The sequence below is a fragment of the Fimbriimonadaceae bacterium genome, assembly GCA_019638795.1.
Classification (GTDB): Bacteria; Armatimonadota; Fimbriimonadia; order Fimbriimonadales; family Fimbriimonadaceae; genus JAHBTB01.
Genome location: JAHBTB010000013.1, coordinates 40391 through 65214 on the forward strand (window position 1 = coordinate 40391; position 24824 = coordinate 65214).

Consider the following 24824-nt stretch of genomic DNA (forward strand, 5'->3'; position numbering starts at 1 on the left):
TCGTCCTTTGGTAGGAACGACCATGAAAAATTTGATCAAGACCCTGATCGTGTCTGGGGCCGTCATGGCTCTGGCCACCGCCTCGATCGCCCAGAGCGCCGGCCCGCGTGGCGGCGCCGGACAAGGGCGGCCGGGCGGAGCGAACGGCCAGCAGATGATGAAGCAGCGCCAGGAGATGATGAACAAGATCTACGACCAGCTGAAGCTGACCGCAGACCAGAAGAAGAAGATCGAGGCGCTCAACAAGGACCGCATGGCCAAGATGCAGAAGATGTTTGGCCAGGGCCGGCCCGCGGGCGGGGCGAACGGCAGGCCGCCGGCGAACGACCAACGCCGGGCCGAGATGCAGAAGATGCAGAAGGACTATGAGGCTTCGCTCAAGAAGATCATGGGCGACAGCAAGTACGCCGAGTATCAGAAGCTTCTAAAGGCTGCCCGTGAGAAGGCCCGCGCCAACCGCCCGGGCGGCGGTGGCGGGGCAGGCGGCGCCCGGCGTGGCGGCGGCAAGTAAGGCTGTCGCAACCGACCACTGTGTGTTCTCTGAAGCCTGCCTCCCCATAGGGGGCAGGCTTTCCTCATGTCAAGGCCCGGGGGTTCAGACGGGCAGGACGTAGCCCCATTCGCGCGCCTGGTCAGGGTCGCCCGGGCAGATCCGGTCTCCAACGCGGACCGCGCCCAGGGCCTCGTACATGGCGTGGGCGTGGGTGAGCTTCTTGTCGCTCCAGAGCTCGATATGGGTGCGGCCGGCCTCATGGGCCTGGGCCATGGCCGTCTTGGTCAGGCGTCGGCCCAGGGCATGCCCCCGCGCCTGGGGGAGGACGTAGAGCCGGACCAGTTCACAGTCCGAACCGGCGACCCGTTGGTCGCCGTCCACCTCGACGGCCTCACCAGGTTCACCCGGGAGCCGTTCGTGGAGGGCAAGTCCCGCACATCCGACGACCTCGCCGGTGGGATCCTCGACGACCCAGAACCAGTTGTCGGGGGCCGGATACGCCCGGTCGATGTTGTAGACGTCTTGGCAATAGCTCTCCGGGTACCACCCAAACCCGTACTCTTCGAACACCGTCTTGATCGTGTTGACGACTCCGGCGGCGTCTTGGGGTCGATAGGGGCGGATGAGCATCCGGGGACGATACCTGCCGCCTCTGGGCTCCGCCTGGGGTTGGAACGGCCCGACGACCCGGCGGTCCTGGCGGAAGACGGACCCACTCCCTTGACCACGCCCCTCGTCAGTGGTATCCTTCCGACTCCCGGGCCGTTAGCTCAGTTGGTAGAGCAGCTGACTCTTAATCAGCGGGTCGTAGGTTCGAGCCCTACACGGCCCACCAGGATTGAACTAGGAAACCTGCACAGAGCGTGCAGGTTTCTTTGATTTTTGCGGCAGAGAGTTTTGCGGAATGAATGTCAGGTGTGCGTTACGGCGCTCAGGATCTCCGTCTCGACATATCGGCGGAACTCAGCCGTGCCGGAGAAGCACCACTTCGCGGTTTCCACCGGCAGCGGATCGATAGTGCTAGAAGTTGACTACCGGGTCGAGGGCGTCAACGTATTCGTCGATGGGAGCATCCACCACGAGAAGTGGGTGGCGAAAATGGACGCTATCAAGCGCGGGGCCTTGGGAGACGAAGGTATCTATTTCGATGTGTTTAGGAAGGGTGAAGAAGAGTCGTTCTTTGATCGCTTAAGAAACGCGCAATAAATGCATATTTCAATTGTTGTTGGATTGAAAATGTGTAAATCGATCAGTTTTGTGATCAATCTACGGTAGCAGTGAAGACCGGACGACAATCTACTGTCTTCTGATGCTGAGGATAGTGTATTAAGAGAACCTATGGGCGATGGCATAGTTGAGAGGAAATTGTCGGTGGTGAGATCGGTGGATTAGTGCGCGTGCAGTTCCGTCAGCAGAAGTCAGGAGCTGTTGCCCCTGTCATTGCGTATGGTGAGAACTCCAATCGCGCAAGTAGTTACTGCAATGAAGACTCCTAGTCCTCCTAGCACGATTGCATCATTACCTTCTAAAGTGGTAATCTTTCCGAATACTTTCCCACCTCTAGATTCCACGCGCTGCAAAACAAACCCTTGATACATTGAATACATCAGGAGCATCACACCGAGGAGAATGAGAGCATATCCCTTTACCATTGTAGTAGTGCATAATGACCTGGTCGTGAGGGTGCCAATCCCCGTTGACGGGCCTGCTTCACCCGTACACCAATCGTAGCGCCCCGTTCTGGATGGCCCACGCGCAGGCCGCTCGTAGCATTTTACCATGTACCCGTACATTTGGACAGAGATCTGCCCAGACCGCGGGTCTTTCTTGTTTTTGACGGAGTCGCCGTCCGTCGTCGCGTCGACCGCCGACGGAACCACCTGCGCTGCCGCAATGTCTCTACCCGTGCGACGGCCTGACCAGCGGCCGGCGCATGTGGCAACTGGCCCGGCCGGTCTTTTCGAGATACTGCTGGTGGTAGTCCTCGGCGACCCAGAAGGTCGTGGCGGGCTCGATCCTGGTCGCGATCGGCTTGGTAAAGAACTCTTGGGCCCAGGCTTTGCTGGCCTCGGCGGCGGCCTTCTGTTCCTCATCGTGATAGAACACCGCCGACCGGTACTGCGACCCGTAGTCGGGGCCCTGCCGGTTCAACTGGGTCGGGTCATGGAGTTCCCAGAACACGCGGAGCAGCTCGTCGTAGGCGACGACGGCGGGGTCATAGGTGACTTCGACCACTTCGGCGTGGCCGGTGGTGTCGGTGCAGACGTCGCGGTAGGTCGGCTGGTCCATGCTCCCGCCTTCATATCCGACCACGGTATCGACCACGCCGGGGACGGTCCGGAAAATGTGTTCGACCCCCCAAAAGCACCCGGCGCCAAAAGTGGCCTTCTTGAGCGCATTGTTTCCCATCGTCACTCTCTTTCTGACGCCGCCGTCGCGCCTTCTCGATCCGAAGGATACACTAGGCCCATGGGCGTCCGGACTTGCCTCGGGGCGGTGGCTTTGGCTGTCGCCGGGTGCGTGGCCCCGTCGCCGAGCGGGGAGGTCGTCGACGTCAAGAAGTTGGAAGACAAGTCCAGCGTCCAGTTCCTGCCGGGGGACACGGCGAAGCAGGAGAAAGGGGTCGGTGGTATGAAGGGGTTCTACCGGCCCGACCAGCGGCCGCCGGCACCGAAGGCCAGGCAACAGACCGGCCCAACAAAGTCCTGACGCCAGCCGTCCCCTCCGGTATGATGCGCCGGACACCAGTGGACGCCTTCCTCGTACTCAGCGACGGGGCCGTCTTTCCGGGGCGCCTGATCGGAGCGCCTGGTGAGGCGGTCGGGGAGGTCGTTTTCAACACGGGGATGACCGGCTACCAGGAGATCCTCTCCGACCCCAGCTACGCCGGCCAGATCGTCAATTTCACCTACCCGATGATCGGGAACTATGGCGTCAATGACGACGATTTTGAGTCGGCCCGTCTCCAGCCCGCCGGGGTCGTCGTCCGCGAGGCCTGTGACAGCCCCAGCAACTGGCGTTCGACCAAGACCCTAGACCAACTCCTTCTGGAGCGAGGGATGACCGGTGTCCAAGGGGTGGACACCCGGGCCGTCACCAAACGCATCCGCAGCGGGGGGGCGGTCATGGGCATGGTGACGACTGACCCGGACCAAGCCCTCGCCCGACTCCGTGCGACCAAAGGTTACGGTGAGACCGACTTCGTCTACTCGGTGACGACCCGGGCACCCTATTCGTGGGGGATCGACGGTATGGGCGGGATGGAGGACAGCGACGTCACCTACGCGGCAAGGCTTGCCGTCCTTGACTGCGGCCTGAAGTACAACATCCTGCGCCGGTTTGCCGCCTTGCGGGTCCGGTCGCTCGTTTTTCCGGCCACGACGAGCGCAGAGGAGATCCTCTCCCACAACCCGGACGGGATCTTGCTTTCTCCGGGACCAGGCGACCCTGCCTTGCTCGGTCCGGTCGTCGAGACAGTCAAGGGGCTCCTGGGCGCGCGGCCGCTGTTCGGCATCTGTCTGGGAAACCAGCTCCTGTGCCAGGCGGTCGGGGGCAAGACGTTCAAGCTGAAGTTCGGCCACCGTGGCTCGAACCATCCGGTCAAGGACCTGGAGGACGGGTCGGTCACGATCACCAGCCAGAACCATGGCTACGCGGTGGATCCGGAGTCCCTGGGCGGCACCCGGGCGGTGGTGACCCAGGTCAACCTGAACGACGGCACGGTGGAGGGTATCGGCGTCCCCGACGCGGACGCCTGGAGCATCCAATACCACCCCGAGGCGGCGCCCGGCCCATGGGACAGCCGCAAGCACTTCGTCCGTTTCGTGGAGAAGATCACCGCGTCGTCGCTGGTCGGCGTCTAGGCGACCAGGTCGCGCACCGCACCGAGCCACAGGGCGGCCTGGATCCGGTCGTTCGCCTTGATCGCCACGCCACACGTCAACCGGTCAGGCCCGGAGCGCTCAAAGCTGTAGTCACCCTCGACAATGTGGTCCCGGAGGGCGCCGCGTACCATGTACTTGGCGGGCAAGCGCGTCTCCAGATACTGGGTGCATTCAAAGACAAAGCCACTCGCGCACAGGCCGACGACCTGGACGGGCACCTCGTCCTCCTCCACCATGACCACCCCGTCGGCGGGAGCCTTGTTCAGCATGTACTGGCAGGGCGTCTCCATGAACTCGATTTCGGGCGGCACGGCCACGACCACGTTGACCGTGTCGAGGAACATGACTTTGGTGGGCTGACAGACTTGGAACGACTTGCCGAAGACGTCGAGAAGGACTTCTTCCGACCCGAGGCCGGGGTGTTTGTAGGTCGTCTCGATCAGAAGACAGCCACCGCCGACGCGGCTAATGGTGCCAAGCGCCGTACATGGTGAGTTCACGCATCTCACCCGCGCCGGGGAGCCGAGCAGCCTGCCCCGGCAGATTTCCTCTGCCCCGTCCATCAAAGTCGGCCCGCAAACTGCGGTCGCCTACCGAGATGTTTGGCACGCGCCGTCGCCGTCTACTCCGGATGAATTGCCAGGTATGTTTGAACGTGATGTCGGTCATGACCCCGGTGCTCGCCGCCCTACTCCTCTCCTGTGCCGCGGTCGCTTCGGCCGGTGACTTCTGGTACTCCCGCCCCGCCGAAGGGGCGGACGCTTGGACCAAGGCGCTGCCGGTCGGCAACGGCCGTCTGGGGGCGATGGTGTTCGGCGACGTCGTCAGCGAGCGGCTCCAACTCAACGAGGACACGGTGTGGGCGGGCCCCCCGGTCCCCGAGCAGCCGGTCGGCTCGTTGGAGGCGGTGAAACAGGCCCGTGAACTGCTCTTCGCGGGAAAGGCGGCTGAGGCGGAGAAGGTGGTCCGCGGTGCGTTGGCAGGGCGTATTGCCCCGCGTAGCTACCAAAGCGCGGGTGACCTGACCTTGTTGACCGACGCCTGGGCTGCACTCAAGCCGACCGCATACCGCCGGGAGCTCGACCTCGAGTCTGGTGTCGCCTCGACCACGTTCACGGTCGGGGGCAAGCAGATCAGGCGGGAAGTCTTTGCCAGCCGGCCGGACCAGGTCCTTGTCTTCCAACAAAAGGGCGGGCCGGCCCCGACTGTGCGATACAGCCGCTTTGGCAAGGAGGCGGTGGAGAAGGGTGGCCGTCTGGTCCTTGAGGGACAGGCTGACCACAAAGGGACGCACAAGGGAGTACGGTTTGTCGTCGATGTCGCTACCGTGCGCCGTGGCGACGAGACCGTCGTCTGGGTCGCGATCGAGACCGACTATAACGGAGCCGAACCGTCGAGCCCCCTGGGCGACGACCTCCTGGCCCGCGCCAACAACCGCTTGGACAAGGCGATGAAGCGAGGCTATGGCGCGGTCAAGCGTGACGCCGTCGACGACCACCGGGCCCTGATGGAGCGGTGCACCTTCAAGCTGGACGCGTTGCCTCAGCGACCGATGCCGGTGGACGAGCGGTTGACCCGCGTCCGCGACGGCGTCGTCGATTTGGGCCTGGAGAAGCTCCTTTTCGACTACGGTCGCTACCTCTTGGTCGGCAGTTCACGGCCCGGCGGCCAACCAGCGAACCTACAGGGCCTGTGGAACGACCATGAGGAGGCTCCCTGGTTCTCCGACTACCACACCAACATCAACCTGCAGATGAACTATTGGCCCGCCGAGGTCACCAACCTCGCCGAGTGCCACGAACCGTTCTTCTGGTACATCGACGCGGTCCGCCAGCATGCGGGGCGCACCATGGCCGAGCGCCTTGGGGCCAGGGGTTTCTGCATGGCCCACGAGGGTGACGTCTGGCTCTATGCCGCGACAAGCGGGGAACCCGTCTGGGGGATGTGGGTGATGGGTGGGGCGTGGTGCAGCGCGCACTTCATGGAGCACTACCGGTTCACCCAAGACAAGGTGTTCCTCCGTGACCGGGCATGGCCCGTCCTTCGCGACACGTCATTGTTCCTGCTCGACTGGCTCGTGCCCGACCCGACGACCGGCAAACTCGTCAGCGGACCGTCGACCTCGCCGGAGAACACCTACATCACCCCGGACGGACAGCGGGCGTCGATTTCGATGGGGCCGGCAATGGACCAGGAGATCATCTGGGAGGTCTTCACCAACACCCTAGAAGCGGCTCGGGAGCTCGGCCAGACCGACCCGGTGGTCGACGCGGTCCGGCGGGCACGTGAGAACCTGGCCATGCCAAAGATCGGGGCCGACGGCCGGATCATGGAGTGGGCCCAGCCGTACGGCGAGGCGGAGCCGGGCCACCGCCACATGAGCCATCTCTATGGCCTGCACCCTTCGGCCGAGTTCACGTTCCGCAAGACACCCGACTTTGTCGCGGCGGCACGCAAGTCGATCGAGGCGCGCCTGGCCAAAGGAGGCGGCCACACGGGGTGGTCGCGGGCGTGGATCATCAACATGTACGCCCGTCTCCATGACGGCGAGGCGGCCCATGAGAACGTGCGGCTCCTTCTCGCCAAGTCGACCTTACCGAACCTCTTTGACAACCACCCTCCGTTCCAGATCGACGGCAACTTCGGCTACACCGCCGGGGTGGCGGAGATGCTTCTCCAGAGCCACGACGGGGCCCTGGACTTGCTTCCCGCCCTGCCGTCGGCTTGGCCCAACGGCAGTGTCAAAGGACTTCGCGCCCGAGGCGGCTTCGAGGTCGACATCGTCTGGAAAGCGGGGAAGCTGGTCGAGGCCAAAGTGAAGAGCCTGGCCGGGTTGCCGCTCCGCGTCCATGGACCGACGCCGGTGCGGGCCTCGGCGCGCTCGATCGCGGACGCTGACGGCACGATCGGCTTCGAGACAAAGAAGGGAGCGACGTACACCATCAAGCCGGCTTGAAATGTCCGCATGTTGACGACCGTTCGTCCGTCGCCCGTCCTACAATACAGGTATGGACGTGCCGTTGGACAACCGGGGCAAAGTCGCGCACCTGTTGCGCCGGTTTGGGTTGGGCGCATCGCATTGGGAACTCGACGAGTACGAGAAGCTCGGCCCGCAGAAGACGATGGAGCGGCTCCTCGACTTCGGGCCGGAGTTTCCCAGTCGCCTCCACACCCTCCAGTGGGCGTTCAAGAGCGAGGCCGGCGAAGACGCCGAGCCGGGCAGCTACCGCTTCGTCGGGCAGTGGCTCTATGACCTGATCACGACGGACAAGCCCCTCCGCGAGAGGGTCGCCGTTTTTTGGCACGACCACTTCGCCATCGACGACAACAAGGTCGAAGACGGGCTGGCCAGCATGCACTACATGGAGACGGTGCGCCGTGTCGGCGGGGGCAAGTTCAGGGACATCCTCGGGGCCATGGTCAGGGAACCGGCGTTCATGAAGATGCTCGACGTCCGCATGATGAGCAAGGGTGAGCCAAACGAGAACTTTGCCCGCGAGCTTATGGAGCTTTACACCCTTGGGGTCGGCCACTACACCGAGGACGACGTCAAGGAGGTCTCCCGGGCCATGACGGGGTGGACGTACTTCAACACTTACTACGAGACCAACGCCAAGAACGCGGAAAAGCTCCGCAAGATGCACGAGTTCGACCAGCCGTACACGATGTTCGCCTGGGTGCCCGACGCCCACGACCCAAGGTCAAAAACAGTCCTTGGCAAGAAGGTCGATGACGCCGAGCAGGTCCTCGACCTCTTGGCGTCCCACCCCCGCACCGCCGAGTTTGTCTGCCACAAAATGTGGCGGTTCTTTGGCGGTGACTACGATTCTCCCTCCGCCGTCGCCAAGCTGGCCCGGGTTTTCACCAAGACAAAGGGCGACACCAAGGCGGTGCTCATGGAGCTCTCGCGTATCCCGGAGTTCTGGGACGAGAAGTGCGTCAGGCGCAAGGTCAAAGACCCGCTCCAGTTCTGCGTGGGCTATGTCCGCGCCATGGGGGCGAAGGACGGCTTTGACAAGGTCGTCCCCAAGGAGATGAAGTTTGACGAGCCGGTGCCCAAACACGCCTTTGACATGGCCCTGGGAGTCCATTACTGGATGGGGCAGCAGGGCATGGTCCTCCTGTACTGTCCCAGTGTCGCGGGGTGGGAGAAGGGGGACGCTTGGATCACGTCCAACAACCTGCTTCGCCGCCGCCAGTTCAACGGCATCTTCACCTTCTACGAAGAGTCCAAGGGCAAATGGAAGCCCGACGTGTGCATGTTGAACTTGACCTCGTACTTGACGGCGAGGAAGCCGCAAGTGCCGCGCGACTTGGTCAACGGACTCTGCGACTTCTTCGACTGCCCCCTGCCGGAGGAAAGCCGGGCCACCGCCACGGCGTTCGTCATCAAGCACGGCGGTCTGGACATCATGAAGGACGCCACTGCCTACGCTTGGATCATGCACGAGACGATGGGCGTCATGCGGATGGCGCCTGAGTTCCACCTTTGCTGAGGGCGAGTTGAGGGCTTGACGCTCGGCAAGGACCGAGTCGATGTGCGCGGGCATGGCTCCGAAACAACTTCGGCCGATGCTTCGCGGGTATGTTCCGCATGACCATGGGCCGGATGACGCGCAAGGACTTTTTACGTGGCTTTGCCGCAAGTGTCGCGGCGACCGCGCTACCCAGGCTTGGTCGCGCCACGGAAGGGGCCGACCTGACCCTAGACGATTTGCGTGCGGCCCAACGCTCCCTTGGGCTGAGCTTCACCGACGCCGAACTCAAGGAGGCCCTTTCGGACGTCAAAGAGTTGCTTGGCCAATTGCCTGGGCTACGTGCCGCCTCGGCAGACTTCAACCTCGCGCCCGCCACGGTGTTCCGGGTGATGGCGGCCGACAAAGTCAGGGGCACGAGAGTGACTGTACGGGTCCGCGACGTCGGGGACGCCACCCCGGTCACCGAGGAGGACTGGGCGTTCGCCAAAGTCGCCGAACTGGGCAAGCTGCTCCGCGCCGGCAAGACCACGTCGGTGGAACTGACCAAGCTCTCCCTCAGCCGGCTCAAGAAGTACGGCCCCAAGCTCAGGTGCGTCGTCACCCTTACCGAAGACCTTGCCCTGAAGCAGGCGGAAAGGGCCGACCGCGAGCTGCGGGAAGGCCATGACCGGGGCCCGCTGCATGGCCTCCCCTATGGCCTCAAGGACCTTTTCGCCGTCCCCGGGTACCCGACCACCTGGGGCGCCGCGCCTTACCGCGACCAGCGGATCGAGGTGAAGTCGGGAGTTTACGAGCGCCTGGAGGCGAGCGGGGCCGTCTTGGTCGCCAAGCTCAGCATGGGCGCCCTTGCCATGGGCGACGTGTGGTTCGAGGGCCGCACGGAGAGCCCGTGGAACCCCAAGATCGGGGCGAGCGGTTCGAGCGCCGGGAGTGGGTCGGCCACGGCGGCCGGCCTTGTCGCCTTTGCCATCGGCACGGAGACGAGCGGGTCCATCGTCAGCCCGTCGCACAACAACCGGGTCACCGGCCTCCGTCCCACCTTTGGGTCGGTGACCCGGTATGGGGCGATGCCGCTCTCATGGTCCATGGACAAGGTCGGGCCGATGTGCCGGGACGCGGAAGACTGCGCCCTTGTCTTTGCCGCCCTTGTCGGGCGCGACCCCCGCGACCCTTCCACGATATCCCGGCCATTCGAATACCGGAGCGGGATCGACGTGAAACGGCTCAAGATCGGCGCGTTGGTGGGGAAGGGCCAGGAAGGCAAACCGCTGGACCTGGGCCGCCGACCGGAGCTGAGACTCCTCCAGGACATGGGGGCCAAGCTTGAGCCGGTGTACCTCGACCCGGGCCCGTCGGGGCTTTCTGCCGTCCTGATGGCCGAGGCCAGCGCATCCTTTGACGCCTTCACCCGGTCGGACAAGGTCCACGAACTGAAAGACAGTGGATGGCCCCAGTACTTCCGTGGCTCAAGGTTCCTCTCCGGCGTCGACCACGTCCAGGCCGACCGGGCTCGTCGGACCCTGGCGGTGGAGATGGAAGAGAAGATCGGCCGCTACGACGTCATCGTCGCTCCCGGACCGGCATACCAAGTGGTCTATGCCCTCAACCTGACCGGCCATCCGCAAGTCTTGGTGCCGTTCGGCCTGACCTCGGACGGCAGTCCGCGCAGCCTTTCGCTCATCGGGCCGGCCTTTTCCGAGGGTCGGTTGCTCGCGGTCGCGTGGGAGATACAGAAGCGCACCAAGCAGACGCTCTTGCGGCCGGACATGCGGCGTTGGGCCTGACGACCTTCGCCGGGCCGGTCACTTGCCGATGCAGAAATCGTGGAAGATCCGTTCGACAACGTCGGGGGTCGCCGTCTCGCCGGTGATCTCACCCAAGGCCCGGGCCGCCGCCCGGAGGCCGACGGCGGCAAGGTCGTCGGGGACGGGCTGGCCCAAGGTCTGCCGCACATCGACCAACGCCTCTCGGGCCCGCTGGAGCAACGGCACATGGCGGGGCAGCACAAACGGAACCTCGCCGACGGCCACGCCCACTGAACCAACGACGCGGCTGAGCAACTCATCCAGACCGGACCTCGTCACCGCGCTGACCTTTGTCCCCGGCCCGTCACGGTGGGGGAGGTCGGCCTTGTTGGCCACGGCCAACTTTGGCCGGCTGATGACCTCGAACTCGGCCTCGTCGACCTCGTCGAACCCGGCTGAGGCGTCGTAGACGTAGAGCACGAGGTCGGCCTCGGAGGCAGCGTCCCGGCTCCGGCCGACGCCGACTGACTCGACGGTGTCGCTCGTCTCGCGCAGTCCGGCGGTGTCGACAAGCCTCATGAGCATGCCCCCGGCCTGGATCGTCTCGTGCAGAGCGTCTCGCGTCGTGCCCGGAACGTCGGTGACGATCGCCCGGTCGGCGTTGAGGAGAGCGTTGAACAGGGAAGACTTACCCGCGTTGGGCTTGCCGACGACAGCCACGGTGACGCCGACGTGGGCGACCCGGCTTGCCGCCGCCGTCCCCAGGAGGCGGTCGGTTTCGCCGACGATGTCGGCCAGACGCCGGTCGAGGACGTCCCGGTCGAGGTCGCCGACTTCCTCGCTGAAGTCAGTGCTGGCTTCCACGGTCGCCAGGGCGCCCAGGACCGCCTCCCGTACGGCCGCGACCATCGCGGAGAGCCGTCCTTCGCGGAGCAGCCTCCCTTGGCGGAGGGCGGCGTCGGACTGGGCTTCGACGAGAGTCCGGACGCCCTCGGCCTGGGTGAGGTCCATCCGGCCAGAAAGGAAGGCCCGCATGGTGAACTCGCCTGGGCCGGCGGGGCGAGCCCCGGCTTGGCAACAGGCTTCGACAAGGCCTGCGACCGAAGCGGCCGAACCGTGAACGCTGAACTCGACCGTCTCGTCGCCGGTGTAGGAGGCTCCGGAGGCAAAGGGCAGGGCAAGTCCGTCGTCGCCGTGGACGAACGTCCCGTACACCGCGCGTCTCGGCTCGACCTTGTCCGGCCAGTTGGCGAAAACAGCCTTGGCGACGGAGTAGGCCATGGGCCCCGAGACCCTGACCATGGCCACCGACCCCCCCACTGCGGTGATCGGGGCGACGATCGTCTGGGCCAGGCGGTCGACCATGTGCAGGGATTATGCGCTTGGGTTTGTCCAGCTAAGATAAGCCATGAGGCTCCAAGAGCAGATCGTGAGGATGACGCAGCGTGCCTTGGCCGACCTGGTGCGCAGTGTCCAGGCGGTCCCCGAAGACAAGCAGGACTGGCGGCCTGCGGAGCACGCCCGGAGCGCCCTCGACCAGTTGAGGGAGGTCGCGGTGGTCCCGCGGTTCCATATGATGCTGTTGCGGGACGGGATCGCGCCCGCCATGGACGAGCACGCCCGGTTCCGGGCGGAGTCTGCCTCGATCGGCAGCGTCGAGGAGGCCGTCAAGGTGGCGATGGAGAGCACGAACGACCTTTGTGAGATCATCTCCAGCTTTCCTGACGAGCGACTGGAAGACGAGATCACCCTGCCGTTCGGGGGCGGGATGCACGTCTCGATGGCCGACGTCTTGGCGATCCACTACTGGAACATGGTCTATCACCATGGCCAGGTCAACTACATCCAGACCCTTCTGGGTGACCGTGAGATGCATTGACCCTAGGGAGTGGGCCCAGGTCGTCTGTGTCTCGACCCCGGGCCCCCGCCGGGACTGGGATCAGGACTCGCGGGACCTTGCCGACCGGCTGGTTTCCCCCGCTTTTGAACCTGAAAGGGCCCGATTCCTCTCGACGGGTCTGTGCCGGAGGGCCCACTTTTCCGAGAATCTCCTGGGACGCCTTGACACCCCTATGGGGCCCTGGTATCATCCCAGTCCGCCACCAACAAAGGAGGCGGAGGCCTGCGGGCCGAGAGCATTTTGAAAGCTGCATAGTGGTCAGTGGACTGCGCGTAAAAAACACTGATTGAGAACTTCAGAATTTAAGCTACTGAAGGCATGCGGTGAATGCCTAGGGACAAGTTGCCGAAGAAGGACGCGCAAGCGGCGAAACGCCGCGGGGAGCTGCACGATAGCGATGATCCGCGGATATCCGAATGGGGAAACCCGGCGAGAGTCATGTCTCGTCATCCACACCTGAACACATAGGGCGTGAGAAGGGCACCAGGTGAACTGAAACATCTTATTAGCCTGTGGAAAAGAAATCGAAGAGACTCCGTAAGTAGCGGCGAGCGAACACGGACCAGCCCAAACCAGTCGGCATGCCGGCTGGGGTTGTAGGGCCTCCACAACCTTCCCCCTCACTCTTGGCGTTGGAGACAGCGGCCATGGAGTGAGAGGTCGGTTGAAAAGAAGACTAGGTAAGGTTTAGAAGAAGAGAGTTGGAAAGCTCCGCCATAGAGGGTGATAGCCCCGTATTATAAAGACCTTCCAGATTCAGGAGGTACCTGAGTAGCGCGGAGCACGAGGAATTCCGCGTGAACCTGCCCGGACCACCGGGTAAGGCTAAGTACGACTTGTCACCGATAGTGCATCCAGTACCGTGAGGGAAAGGTGAAAAGAACCCCGGGAGGGGAGTGAAATAGAACCTGAAACCGCATTGTCTACAAACGATCGAAGCACCATGACGGGAGCAATCCCGCCAAGTGCGACGGTGTGCCTTTTGCAGAATGAGTCTGCGAGTTACTAGTACCGGCAAGGTTAAGTGGTTCAGCCACGCAGCCGGAGGGAAACCGAGTCCGAACAGGGCGTCAAGTCGGTATTAGTAGACCCGAAACCGCGTGATCTTGCCATGGCCAGGTTGAAGTGAAGGTAACACTTCATGGAGGACCGAACTCATTGACGTTGAAAAGTCTCGGGATGAGCTGTGGTAAGTCCGGTGAAATGCCAATCGAACGCGGAGATAGCTGGTTCTCCCCGAAATGTATTGAGGTACAGCGTCAGCCGTTGTCACACGGAGGTAGAGCACTGAATGGGCTAGGGGGCTTACCCGCTTACTGAACCCAACCAAACTCCGAATGCCGTGTGATTAGGCTGGCAGTCAGACTGCGAGCGATAAGGTCCGTGGTCAAAAGGGAAACAACCCAGATCGACAGCTAAGGCCCCTAAGCGGTGGTTAAGTGTGAAACGATGTGAAGTCGCATAAACAGCCAGGAGGTTGGCTTGGAAGCAGCCATCCTTTAAAAAGTGCGTAATAGCTTACTGGCCGAATGTGACTTTGCGCGGAAAATGTATGGGGGCTCAAACCACCCGCCGAAGCTTCGGGATCCATTTATTTGGATCGGTAGGGGAGCGTCGTGTCCGCAGTGAAGCTTGAGCGAAAGCACAGGTGGAGCGTTCACGAGTGAGAATGCAGACATGAGTAGCGATTACTGAAGTGAGAATCTTCAGCGCCAAAAACCTAAGGTTTCTCCGGCTATGTTCGTCAGACGGAGGTTAGGCGGTCCTAAGGCCAGGCCAGAAGGCGTAGCCGATGGACAGCAGGTTGATATTCCTGCCCCGGTATAAGTGCGAAAGATGACGTTTCTTGATGACCCAGACAGACTGTTGGTTGTTCTGCTCGGAGCCCTTCGGGGCGATGAGGTTGGGTTTGAGAGAGGCCGAGAAAAACTCTGGAGCTTCAGCTTATGCCGACCGTACTGCAAACCGACACAGGTAGGTGAGTCGAGGAGACTAAGGCGTTCGGGAGAACTCTCGTTAAGGAACTAGGCAAACGGGCCCCGTAACTTTGGAATAAGGGGCGCCCCGCAAGGGGCCGCAGCTAAGCAGCCGTGGCGACTGTTTACCAAAAACACAGGTCTCTGCTAAGGTGAAAACCGATGTATAGGGGCTGACGCCTGCCCAATGCCAGTAGATTAACAGGAGATGTTAGGGGTAACCCAAAGCATTGAATCGAAGTCCTGGTGAATGGCGGCCGTAACTCTAACGGTCCTAAGGTAGCGAAATTCCTTGTCGGCTAAATACCGACCCGCATGAAAGGCGTAACGACTACGGCACTGTCTCAACGAGAAGCCCGGTGAAATTGTGGTACCTGTGAAGACGCAGGTTACGCGCAGTAGGACGGAAAGACCCCGTGGAGCTTTACTACACCTTCGGATTGTCGTTTGGGTGTAGATGTAGAGCGTAGGTGGGAGCTTCGGCACCAATGGAACACCACCCTTCTGCATCTGGACGACTAACCTGACCCGTTATCCGGGTTGGGGACACTCCGTGGCGGGTAGTTTGACTGGGGCGGTCGCCTCCTAAAATGTAACGGAGGCGTACAAAGTCGCACTCAGCCTGGTCGGAAATCAGGCGTCGAGCGTATAGGTATATAGTGCGATTGACTGTGAGACAAACAAGTCGAGCAGGGTTGAAAGACGGTCTAAGTGACCCTCTGATTGTGCGTGGGCACGTCAGGGTTCAACGGATAAAAGCTACCCCGGGGATAACAGGCTGATCTTGCCCGAGCGCTCACAGCGACGGCATGGTTTGGCACCTCGATGTCGGCTCGTCGCATCCTGGGGCTGTACAGGGTCCCAAGGGTTCCGGAGTTCACGGATTAAAGCGGCACGCGAGCTGGGTTCAGAACGGCGTGAGCCAGTTCGGTCCCTATCCACTGCGCGCGTAGGAAATTTGAGGGGGGTCGCTCCTAGTACGAGAGGACCGGAGTGAACAGACCTATGGTGTACCAGTTGTCCCGCCAGGGGCATACGCTGGGTAGCCAAGTCTGGTAGTGATAAGCGCTGAAAGCATCTAAGCGCCAAGCACGCCCCAAGACGAGATTTCCCATCGAAAGAGTAAGGGCCCAGGAAGACCACCTGGTGATAGGTCGCATGTGTAAGCGTGGTAACACGTTCAGCTGAGCGATACTAATTGCCCGAGGGTTTAAATATAAACCTGAAGTTATTCAATCGGTGTTTTTTACGCTCATTCCACTGACCATGAAGCTATGCAGCTTTCTAAGTGCTTTTGCTCGCAAGGCAAGCACAATGAAAATTCTATTCGCGTGACCATAGCGAGAGGAAAACACCCGTTCCCATCCCGAACACGGAAGTAAAGACTCTCAGCGGCGGATGTACTTGGTGGGTGACTTCCCGGGAGATATGCACGTTGCGCGGATAGATAAGTTTGAAGACCCCGACCACCGCGTCGGGGTTTTTCATTTGGGGAGTCGTCCCAAGTGGCACGGACGACCTCCTCCATAATCAAGGACGCCATGGAAAGCGACGACCGCCAAGTCTCCTACGACCCCTTGGTCGCTTTCATGGCAAAGTTTGAGAACGTCAAAGGTGTCGACACGTCCGTCGATCCCTTTGCCGGACTGAGTATCGAGGACTGCCTCAAGAAGCATATCGTCGACGGGATCAAGAAGAACCTTGACAGCCGGATCCAAGTGGCCCTGGAGACGTATTCGCCGCTCGCGATCATCAACGACATTCTCTTGGACGGGATGAAGACCGTCGGTGAACTGTTCGGCGCGGGCAAGATGCAGCTGCCGTTCGTCCTGCAGAGCGCCGAAGTCATGAAAGCCGCGGTGCGGCAACTTGAGCCCCTCATGGACAAAGTCGAAGGGTCTGAAAAGGGAAGCATGCTGCTTGCCACGGTCGCGGGCGACGTCCACGACATCGGGAAGAACCTGGTCGATATCATCCTGACCAACAACGGCTACCGGGTGGTGAACATCGGCATCAAGCAGCCGATCAACACGATCCTCGACCAGGCCGCCGCGAACAACTGCCAAGTGATCGGCATGAGCGGTCTGCTCGTCAAGAGCACCTTGGTGATGAGGGACAACTTGGAGGAAATCAACCGGCGTGGCCTGTCTCACTATCCAGTGATTCTGGGTGGCGCGGCCCTCACCCGTGCCTACGTTGAAGAAGACCTGCGGTCAATCTACGACGGAAGCGTCTTCTACGCCCAAGACGCCTTTGAGGGCCTTCGGCTCATGGAGCAGATCGGTAGTGGTGAGGGTGTTCCCGCGGAAGCTAAAACGCCTCAACGGACGGCAAGTCACCGTCTGCCCGACCGCACCCCCGACCTCTACGTCTTCGACGGCACACAGAGCGACGTTGCGACTGACGTCCCGACGCCAGACTTGCCGTTCTATGGAGCCAAGAAGGAGACAAAGTTTGATGTCTTCGAAATCTACAAGTACATCAACCCGATCTCGCTGTTCCGGGGCCAATGGCAATACAAGAAGCAGGAGGGGATGTCGAACCCGGAGTTCACCGAGTGGCTTGAAGAGAACGTCCGTCCAATCTTCGAACGGCTTCAAAGAGAGCTCGCGACAATCATCAAGCCAAGGGTGAAGTGGGGGTATTTCTGGTGCCGGTCCGAGGGCAACGACCTTGTGATTTTGCAAGATGACAGGTCCACAGAAAGGGCGCGGTTCCGGTTCCCACGGCAGTCAGTGGACCGCCGGCTCTGTCTCGCCGACTTCTTCCAGAGAGACCGGGCCGATGTCGTCGCCTTCCATATCGTGACGATCGGTGACGAGGTCACCCGGTATGAGCGGAGCCTCTTCGAAAAAGGGGACTACCAAGACTATCTCTTTGTCCATGGCATGGGCGTCGAGACTGCCGAGGCCCTCGCCGAGTACTGGCACCGTCAAGTCCGGTCGGAGCTGGGCATCGCAGACGAGGAACCTGACGACATGAAGTTGCTTTTCAGCGCCAAGTACCACGGGGCGCGGTACTCGTTCGGCTATCCGGCGTGTCCGAACCTGGAAGACCAACGTATCCTCTTCGACCTTTTGCGACCCGAGGACATCGGCATCGAGCTCAGCGAGGAGTTCATGCTCGTCCCCGAGCAGAGCACCAGCGCGATCATCGTGCATCATCCCGAGGCCAAGTACTTCAATATTCGATAACGTATCGGGGACTTTGGGCCCGGGAGATTAGCGTCAACTCAGACAAACGACGTGTATTGCCGTACTCCTAGCAGGAGTGCATGACCAGGGTGGGACAAAAAACAATCGGCCTTGCTGATCGACCTGAAACATGCTCACCTCTAGAATGGCGACAAGTCGCCTGCAGCGGCGGATTCACACTAGTCGAATTGCTGGTGGCTGTGGGTATCGCGCTCGTTTTGGTCGGTCTCCTGTTGCCGGCTTATCGAGAGGCTCGGAGGTCAGCGTATATGACGGTCGATTCGAGTAACTTGCACCAGGTCGACGTGGGTCGGAGACTTTACGAAAGTGACACCGACGACGTCCCCGTATTCAAACTCTATCAACTAGTTCGAAGCGGTTATGTCACGAAGACCTGCGTGATTTCGCCTCTAGACTTCACGGACATGGGCATAGGTAACGTTTGGCTCGAGCATGTGGGCGAGCCTCACCGCCGCGAACCGTACCGGCTCACTTACGTCAGCGTCGGGGACGCCCACCTGATCGGGACAATTGAACAGATTCGGAGTGATCAATCATTCGGCTGGTTGGCAAGCCTCGCAAGCGGCAGGTATCACCCCAAAACCTTCGAGCCCTTCGATGGAAAGTTCTTGAGGCTCTCAGAGTCCGGGGCGGTCTGGATCAAGCACGAGCCACCGCTTACTTGGATTGGCAACCATACCACTGAGTACAGTTCGCTAGCGCCCTTTGTCGATCATCCTGAATCCTACTTGGCTGAAAAATGATACTTGCAGTTCAAGACGTAAAGGTTCGCGGGCTGGCCATCTGGGGTCTGTTTCCATGTGCCCAAGTGCTTACCGAGGCAATCCGATTTGCATTGACCCATGTCGGCCTGAACATGTTCTTGTCACCACTCGTTGTCTTGCCGTTGGCCATAGGTGTCGTTGAAGGCCTTGTGTTTGTCCGAGTCATAAAGTGGGCTGATACAAAGTGGGCACGGTTAGTGTTCGCGCTGGTGTTGTGGAGTGTGGCGATCGCGCTAGCCTTTAATTTGTCCGATATCGTGGTGCTCAGGGCAAGTCTAGTCAGCATTAGTTTTGAAGCCATGTTTGCGCTCTTGTCTGCCGGCATTGGCCTGTGCTTGACGGCAATGGTGGGCAAGTTTTTGGCTAGGCCAGCATGAGGGGCGCCTGAACCACGACTTCTAGCCCGCTACGCAGCCTTCGCAGGCGGACCTCGGCTAGAATGAGCCATTCAAGCCCATGTTCGTAGCCGCCACCTGCCTTGCCGCCATGTCTCTCGCCAAACACACCTTCACCCTAGGGAAGCAAGATTTTTTGCTTGACGAGAAGCCGTTCAAAATCCGGGCCGGTGAGATGCATCCCGCGCGGATACCGGCCGAATATTGGCGGCACCGCATCAAGATGGCGAAGGCGATGGGCCTCAACACGGTCAGCGCCTACATCTTCTGGAACTACCTGGAAAAGGAAGAGGGCAAGTTTGATTTTTCAACGGGAAACCACAACGTCGCCCAGTTCATCAAGCTGTGCCAAGAGGAGGGGATGTGGGTCATTCTCCGGCCCGGGCCGTACGTCTGCGCCGAGTGGGACTTCGGCGGGTTGCCTTGGTGGCTCCTGAAGACCCCCGACATCAAGGTGCGATGCATGGACCCTCGGTACACACGGGCGGCGGGCCGGTACATCGCCCGGCTCGCCAAAGAGGTCAGGCCGCTTCTCGTCACGAACGGCGGGCCGATCCTAATGGTGCAGGTCGAGAACGAGTACGGGAGCTACGGCAACGACCGGCAGTACATGCAGTGGCTTCACGACACGTGGGTCAAGAGCGGTGTCGACGTCCCCTTCTACACGTCCGACGGCCCGACACCCTACATGCTTGAGGCGGGCTCTCTGCCCGGTTGCGCGGTGGGCCTTGACTCGCTGGGATCCAACCAGGACGCCGAACTGGCCCGCAAGGTGCGTCCGGGCGTCCCCGTTTTCAGCGGTGAGACGTACCCAGGCTGGTTGACGCATTGGGGGGAAAAGTGGGCGGGGAACCCGACCGACAACGTGGTCAAGGAGGTGTCGTTCCTCCTCGACAACAAGCATTCGTTCAGCCTCTATATGTTCCACGGCGGGACAAACTTCGAGTATTGGGCCGGGGCCAACAGCGGTGGGAAGGGCTATGAGCCCGACGTCACGAGCTACGACTACGACGCGCCGCTCAACGAGCAGGGAGTGGCCACACCCAAGTATATGGCTCTGCGCGAGCTGATCGGAAAGCACCTTCCCGCCGGCGAGTCGCTTCCCCCGGTGCCGGCGGCGGTTCCGACCACGACGGTGGCCCCCATCGAGATGAAGCCGTACTCCAGCGTCTGGGACAATTTGCCGACGCCGAGCCGGCACCCGCAGCCGACGACCTTCGAGGCGGCGGGCCTGCGGGGCGGACTGATGCTGTACCGCACGAAGCTGGTCGGCCACAAGTCGGGCCGGCTGACCGTCACCAACCTCCACGACTTCGCGACCGTCTTTGTCGACGGCCAGTATGTCGGCACCATCGACCGGCGCGAGGGACAGAACTCCATCGAGCTGCCCAAGGCGACTTCGGCGACACCGGTCCTTGACATCTTGGTGGAGGGGATGGGACGAATCAACTTCGCCCAGTACTTGATCGACCGGAAGGGCATCACCGACCGGGTGACGCTGAACGGCATGACCCTGATGACCTGGGAGCAGTTCGCGATGCCGCTGGACGGTGCGTGGGTCGGCAAGCTCAAGCCGTCGCTTGACAAACGGCCCGGCCACTTCTATCGCGGGTGGTTTGACCTCGCCACGCCGGCCGACACCTATCTGGATGTCAGCGGCTACCGCAAGGGCTTCGTGTGGGTCAACGGCCATAACCTGGGCCGGTTCTGGGAGATCGGGCCCCAAAAGCGGCTCTATTGCCCGGCGACGTGGCTGAAGGCAGGGCAGAACGAGGTCGTGGTGTTCGACATGCTGGGGAACCAGGCCGCCCCCGTGGCGGGCTTCGAAAAGCTCCAAGGATAAGGCACAGTCTGGCGCGGCATTGTCGCGCCAGGACCGCTTTTGTTCGGTGCGACTAGTCTAGAGTTGTCTTGACTAATTCGTGCCGGTATCCCTTTAACTCTTGAAACGCCCGGCCGAAGAAGTCGGCGAGATGGTCCACGTCTCCTTCTTCAAGGACAGAGTTATAGACCCAGAGCCGGACGAAGTCGTCGCGCGACTGCCAGGGCTGGATGAAGTAGTCCCAATCGACCCATCCAATTCCCGAGAGGTAGTACTGGAGGATCGTGTGCTGTGTGGAGCGCTTCGTATCCGTTCGTACCGCACTTTGACCTCTGATCATCCGGGCGGGAACTTGGCTCGCCCGTAACAGACTGACCTCGACCGACGTGATGGCCTCGCAGTGGCCACCTCTGCGCTTGATGACTTCGCGAGGGTCGTCCGCGCCTGGCGGTGACCCGGGAGGACAGAACGTGAAGTTCTGATTGATCCAGTTCATCATGCCGATGACCGCCGATATCCCCCTTGGGTTTCCCATGGATTTGGTGACGGCCACAACTTCCGCGGCCTTGGGGTCGATCGTCGACGCCTTGAGCCGGCTTGGGCTTGCGGCAAGGAACGGCTCCGTTGAGGTGGACGATGCCGTGCCCTGACGTCCCAAGAGTGATTTGACGCTAAAGGGTGACAGGCGGACTTCTGTCGTCACGATGATGGGCTCGTTTCCTTGAGCACGGGCGACGACAAACCGATTGCCATACTTGTCCGACTTCTCAACTTGGTCATAGACTCCTATGACCTTCCAAGAGACCAAGGATTGGTTTCGAGTCTCCATTGGCTTCGGCAACCAGAACTGTTCGCCGGCACGTAGGTTCGTGGTAGGTACCTTCCAGGTGAGCCGGAAGACTTTGTCACTGGCCCGGTTCACCATGTCCTGGGCAAAATTGGCACCGGGGCCCCAGTGGTTTTTGTTCGCAACGAGGAACCGGGCGGTCTGCTTGGCCAAGGTGACTTGGCCGTCATCGAGTGCGGCCTCGACTAAGTTTGCGTAACTGAAGACGCCCGGGTTCCACTCGACATTGAGTCGGGCGATCTGGAGGCCCTCGGCTGTCTTGTGTTGTCGGCATAGCGCCCAACCGAGTGATCTGACCAGATATTCGTCATGAAAGCCGCGCTGCACACCTTCGCGGCACACCCGCTCCATGCGCGCGTAGTCCTTCTTGTCACGAGCGGCCTCCATCAATTTGATGTAGTCGCTCGCAGTGGGAGCCTGTTGACCTAGGAAGACCACAGCTAGCAACGGTGTCACAGGAGAAATGTACTCCATTGGCAACTGAAGGTCCACCAAACGAGCAGAAAAGAAGCGGCCCGGGGCACAACTGCCCCGGGCCGCTTGTTCTCGTTGTCCCCCTTTTGGGAGGGGCTTACTTGATCTCGACTTTGCCGCCGGCTTCTTCGATCTGCTTCTTGATCGAGTCGGCGGTCTCCTTGTTGACGCCTTCCTTCAGCTTCTGAGGGGCGCCGTCGACGAGGTCCTTGGCTTCCTTGAGGCCCAGGCCGGTCAGCTCGCGCACGACCTTGATGACCTGGAGCTTCTGACCGCCCGCGTCGCTCAGGACGACGTCGAATTCGGTCTTCTCTTCGGCCGCTTCGGCGGGAGCGGCTCCACCGCCCATGCCAGCGAACATCGCCGGGTTGAAACCGGCCATCGGGGCGGCGGCGGTGACGCCGAACTTGTCTTCGAGGGCCTTCTTGAGCTCGCTGAGCTCGAGGGCGGTCATACCAGAGATCTGGTCGACGAGAGATTCAACAGTGCTTGCCATGGGGTCTTACTCCTGGGTTTCCGAGGCCTCAGCCTCGGGTGCGGCTTCGGTCTCCGCGGTCGGGGCTTCGGCGGCGGCCTCGGCGGCTGGTTCGGTGGTGGGCTCGGCGGCCGCCTCAGCGGCTGCCGGCTCCTCGGCGGCTGCCGTAGGCGCATCGGCCTCGGGCAGCGGTGAGCCTTCGGCGACCTTGTCCGCCACGGCACCGATCACGCGGATCGGGTCGGCGTACAGGGCTTCGATGACTCCGACGAGGTCGGCGATCGGTGCGGCGACGAGGCCGATGATCTGGGAGATGAGGACGTCGCGCGGCGGAAGCTTGCTCAGCTCCTCGACGCCACTTCCGTCAAACACCTTCCCGTTGATCAGCCCGCCCTTGACGACCAAGCTCTTGTGCGTCTTGGCAAAGTCCATGACGACCTTCGCGCAGTCGCTTTCGTTCTCGTAGAGGAACACGACGGCGGTCGGGCCGGACTTCAAGGTCTCGGTCAGGGGGCTTGCGCCTTCACCGGCGGCAAGGCCGAACAGGGTGTTCTTCACAACCTGCAGCTCGCCGCCTTTCTCGCCCAGTTGCTTGCGAAGGAGCTGAAGCTCCTTCACCTTGAGCCCACGGTATTCGGTGAATAGGACACCCTTCGAACGCTGGAAGCGTTCGCCGGTCTCCTCGATCACTCGGGCTTTCTGTGCGGTCGGCATTGGTTTTCCTTGTCGTTCGACAAAGCAATCGGGCCCTTGCAGTTGTGAGCGCAAGAGCCCGATCTGTGCCGGCCCGGCCATGGTGGCCTGGGGGTTGAAATCGTTTTCTAGCCTCGAACCTCGGTCGGCTGCTGGTCAGGCGCTTAAGGAACCCCTCGTGAAGGGAACCACCGACTGTCTGCGGAGAGTCCAACGGGGATTATGGCATCTTGATGGCGAGTCTGCCCGAGGACCCATGTCAGGCACTACGGAACGGGGCCGATAATAGGGAAGTCTAAGTGTCCTGAGGGGAGAAGCACAGCAGAGATGGCGACAGTAGCTGAGTTTATGGACGTCGTGCGGTCGGGAAGTGAGCGACGCTTCAAGGAGATGGTCGAGACCGACCCGGGCATCGCCCAGACCGCCGTGGAGGACTTCCATGGTTGCTCGGCCCCCCAGTTTGCCGTCTATGTCGGCCAGGAAGACTTTGCATGGGCGCTTTACCGCCTCCACCCGGACCCGGACTTCGCCACGGCATGCACGGTCGGCGACCTTGACCGGGTCAAGCAGATGCTTGCCGCGAACCACGCCCTCTTGGAAGACCACAGTAACGACGGGTTCACGCCGCTTTGCCTGGCCTCTGCGTTCCGGCACACGCGGCTCGTGACCTTTCTGCTGGAGGAAGGGGCCGACCCAAACGGGGCTTCGCAGGCCCAAGGGGGCGTCAGGCCGTTGGATTCGGCCGTGTATGGCCGGAGCCGCGACGTCGTCCGGCTTCTCCTTGAGTACGGGGCCGATCCCAACTTGGCCACCGAAGGGGGGTTCCGTCCCGTTCACGGCGCCGCTCAGAACGGCGACCAAGTGATGTTGGAGGACTTGGTCAGCCGGGGTGCCGACGTCCGTGCCCGGACCGACGGCGGCGACACGCCGCTCTCTCTGGCCCGGGCCAAGGGCCATCATCACGTGGCCCACTACATTGAGGCCAATTTCGGCGGGATGTGACCACTGACGTGCGGTCGGTCGCGGTCGCGCCATAATTCCAGTGTGGACTTGTGGCATGACGACAGGCTGAAGGAAGAATGCGGCGTCGTCGGGGTGTGGACGCCAGGGAACCAGGCCGCCAAAGCGGCCTTTTTTAGTCTCCAGGCCCTGCAACACCGAGGCCAGGAGTCCGCCGGCATCGCCGTCAGCAATGACGGCAAGGTGACGATGCGCAAGGGCATGGGGCTCGTGGGCGTGGTCTTCACCGACCTTGGCGACCTGCCGGGTGAGATGGCCGTCGGTCACACGCGCTATTCGACCACTGGTGCCAGCGTGCTGGCCAACGCCCAGCCCATCCATTGCGTCAGCACGGTCGGAGAGATCGCCGTGGCCCACAACGGCAACCTTGTCAACACCAAGGAGCTGCGGGCGGAACTGATCGCCGAAGGCGTCGACCTGCAGACCACCGCCGACAGCGAGGTCATCGCCCAACTCATCGTGCGGAACCTGCACCTCGGCGTCGTGAACGCCGTCAGCGCGGTGATGAAGCGCATCCGAGGGGCCTATGCGGTCACGGTGCTGACACCCGACATGGTGCTCGGCTTCCGCGACCCCCACGGCGTCCGCCCCCTTGTCGTGGGGCGGCTCCAGGACGGGTTCATCGTCGCCAGTGAGAGTTGCG

The 24824-nt window shown here is 61.7% G+C and carries 21 protein-coding genes, 1 tRNA gene and 2 rRNA genes; 17 read left to right on the forward strand and 7 right to left on the reverse strand.

What is annotated here, in order from left to right:
* Positions 1 to 22 precede the first annotated feature (22 nt).
* Entirely contained in the window at positions 23 to 511 is a 489-nt protein-coding gene (locus KF857_12375) for a hypothetical protein (protein ID MBX3112789.1), read from the forward strand.
* Positions 512 to 595: 84 nt separating this feature from the next.
* Here the strand turns inward: KF857_12375 and KF857_12380 are convergent, their stop codons facing one another.
* Positions 596 to 1123 (reverse strand): GNAT family N-acetyltransferase, encoded by a 528-nt coding sequence (locus KF857_12380; GenBank protein MBX3112790.1) that lies wholly within the window; start codon positions 1121 to 1123, stop codon positions 596 to 598.
* Between the two features lie 129 nt (positions 1124 to 1252).
* Between KF857_12380 and KF857_12385 the strand changes: the two genes are divergently transcribed.
* Together KF857_12385 and KF857_12390 are read left to right on the forward strand one after the other, a co-directional pair.
* Positions 1253 to 1328, forward strand: a tRNA-Lys gene (locus KF857_12385).
* Between the two features lie 134 nt (positions 1329 to 1462).
* Positions 1463 to 1699, forward strand: coding sequence for a hypothetical protein (locus tag KF857_12390; protein ID MBX3112791.1), 237 nt, complete (start codon positions 1463 to 1465; stop codon positions 1697 to 1699).
* 693 nt (positions 1700 to 2392) lie between these two features.
* Here the strand turns inward: KF857_12390 and msrA are convergent.
* Positions 2393 to 2902: a peptide-methionine (S)-S-oxide reductase MsrA gene (gene msrA / locus KF857_12395; protein MBX3112792.1), complete on the reverse strand. Its 510-nt coding sequence runs from the start codon at positions 2900 to 2902 to the stop codon at positions 2393 to 2395.
* 60 nt (positions 2903 to 2962) lie between these two features.
* On the opposite strand from msrA, the gene KF857_12400 reads away from it, so the two are divergent.
* Both KF857_12400 and carA read left to right on the forward strand, forming a co-directional pair.
* Positions 2963 to 3202: a hypothetical protein gene (locus KF857_12400; GenBank protein ID MBX3112793.1), complete on the forward strand. Its 240-nt coding sequence runs from the start codon at positions 2963 to 2965 to the stop codon at positions 3200 to 3202.
* Between the two features lie 38 nt (positions 3203 to 3240).
* Positions 3241 to 4356 (forward strand): glutamine-hydrolyzing carbamoyl-phosphate synthase small subunit, encoded by a 1116-nt coding sequence (gene carA, locus KF857_12405; GenBank protein ID MBX3112794.1) that lies wholly within the window; start codon positions 3241 to 3243, stop codon positions 4354 to 4356.
* Here carA and KF857_12410 read toward each other — a convergent pair.
* Positions 4353 to 4877 carry a hypothetical protein gene (locus tag KF857_12410; GenBank protein MBX3112795.1) on the reverse strand — a complete coding sequence of 175 codons (525 nt, stop codon included), beginning with the start codon at positions 4875 to 4877 and terminating at the stop codon, positions 4353 to 4355. The genes carA and KF857_12410 overlap by 4 nt on opposite strands.
* 158 nt (positions 4878 to 5035) lie before the next feature.
* On the opposite strand from KF857_12410, the gene KF857_12415 reads away from it, so the two are divergent.
* The 3 genes from KF857_12415 (at position 5036) to KF857_12425 (ending at position 10639) form a co-directional block, all read left to right on the forward strand.
* On the forward strand, positions 5036 to 7333 hold the full coding sequence (locus KF857_12415; GenBank protein ID MBX3112796.1) for a glycoside hydrolase family 95 protein: 2298 nt from the start codon (positions 5036 to 5038) through the stop codon (positions 7331 to 7333).
* 52 nt (positions 7334 to 7385) lie between these two features.
* The gene (locus KF857_12420) at positions 7386 to 8873 is read left to right on the forward strand and encodes a DUF1800 domain-containing protein (protein MBX3112797.1); all 1488 of its coding nucleotides are present in this window, start codon (positions 7386 to 7388) and stop codon (positions 8871 to 8873) included.
* A gap of 89 nt (positions 8874 to 8962) precedes the next feature.
* Positions 8963 to 10639 carry an amidase gene (locus KF857_12425; protein ID MBX3112798.1) on the forward strand — a complete coding sequence of 559 codons (1677 nt, stop codon included), beginning with the start codon at positions 8963 to 8965 and terminating at the stop codon, positions 10637 to 10639.
* A gap of 18 nt (positions 10640 to 10657) precedes the next feature.
* Here KF857_12425 and mnmE read toward each other — a convergent pair whose 3' ends face one another.
* The gene (gene mnmE, locus KF857_12430) at positions 10658 to 11965 is read right to left on the reverse strand and encodes a tRNA uridine-5-carboxymethylaminomethyl(34) synthesis GTPase MnmE (GenBank protein MBX3112799.1); all 1308 of its coding nucleotides are present in this window, start codon (positions 11963 to 11965) and stop codon (positions 10658 to 10660) included.
* A gap of 43 nt (positions 11966 to 12008) precedes the next feature.
* Here mnmE and KF857_12435 point away from each other — a divergent pair, with 43 nt between their 5' ends.
* The 7 genes from KF857_12435 to KF857_12465 all read left to right on the forward strand — a co-directional run bounded on the left by KF857_12435 (position 12009) and on the right by KF857_12465 (position 20693).
* Positions 12009 to 12479 carry a DinB family protein gene (locus tag KF857_12435; GenBank protein ID MBX3112800.1) on the forward strand — a complete coding sequence of 157 codons (471 nt, stop codon included), beginning with the start codon at positions 12009 to 12011 and terminating at the stop codon, positions 12477 to 12479.
* Between the two features lie 321 nt (positions 12480 to 12800).
* A 23S ribosomal RNA gene (locus KF857_12440) occupies positions 12801 to 15694 on the forward strand.
* Between the two features lie 109 nt (positions 15695 to 15803).
* Positions 15804 to 15920 (forward strand): 5S ribosomal RNA (gene rrf / locus KF857_12445).
* A gap of 97 nt (positions 15921 to 16017) precedes the next feature.
* Positions 16018 to 17670: a B12-binding domain-containing protein gene (locus KF857_12450; GenBank protein ID MBX3112801.1), complete on the forward strand. Its 1653-nt coding sequence runs from the start codon at positions 16018 to 16020 to the stop codon at positions 17668 to 17670.
* Positions 17671 to 17858: 188 nt separating this feature from the next.
* Positions 17859 to 18434 (forward strand): hypothetical protein, encoded by a 576-nt coding sequence (locus tag KF857_12455; protein ID MBX3112802.1) that lies wholly within the window; start codon positions 17859 to 17861, stop codon positions 18432 to 18434.
* A complete protein-coding gene (locus KF857_12460; protein MBX3112803.1) occupies positions 18431 to 18832 on the forward strand; it encodes a hypothetical protein in 402 nt (133 codons plus the stop codon). Before KF857_12455 ends, KF857_12460 begins: the two co-directional genes overlap by 4 nt.
* 79 nt (positions 18833 to 18911) lie before the next feature.
* Entirely contained in the window at positions 18912 to 20693 is a 1782-nt protein-coding gene (locus KF857_12465; GenBank protein ID MBX3112804.1) for a beta-galactosidase, read from the forward strand.
* Positions 20694 to 20745: 52 nt separating this feature from the next.
* Here KF857_12465 and KF857_12470 read toward each other — a convergent pair whose 3' ends face one another.
* The 3 genes from KF857_12470 to rplJ all read right to left on the reverse strand — a co-directional run bounded on the left by KF857_12470 (position 20746) and on the right by rplJ (position 23182).
* Entirely contained in the window at positions 20746 to 21906 is a 1161-nt protein-coding gene (locus KF857_12470; protein MBX3112805.1) for a transglutaminase domain-containing protein, read from the reverse strand.
* 184 nt (positions 21907 to 22090) lie between these two features.
* Positions 22091 to 22489 carry a 50S ribosomal protein L7/L12 gene (gene rplL, locus KF857_12475; GenBank protein MBX3112806.1) on the reverse strand — a complete coding sequence of 133 codons (399 nt, stop codon included), beginning with the start codon at positions 22487 to 22489 and terminating at the stop codon, positions 22091 to 22093.
* A 6-nt stretch (positions 22490 to 22495) separates the two neighbouring features.
* Positions 22496 to 23182 carry a 50S ribosomal protein L10 gene (gene rplJ, locus KF857_12480; protein MBX3112807.1) on the reverse strand — a complete coding sequence of 229 codons (687 nt, stop codon included), beginning with the start codon at positions 23180 to 23182 and terminating at the stop codon, positions 22496 to 22498.
* Positions 23183 to 23488: 306 nt separating this feature from the next.
* Between rplJ and KF857_12485 the strand changes: the two genes are divergently transcribed.
* Complete coding sequence (locus KF857_12485; protein MBX3112808.1) at positions 23489 to 24163, forward strand: ankyrin repeat domain-containing protein; 675 nt, start codon at positions 23489 to 23491, stop codon at positions 24161 to 24163.
* Positions 24164 to 24205: 42 nt separating this feature from the next.
* Positions 24206 to 24824, forward strand: a 619-nt coding sequence (locus KF857_12490) for a hypothetical protein (GenBank protein MBX3112809.1), incomplete at its 3' end; no start/stop codon positions are given.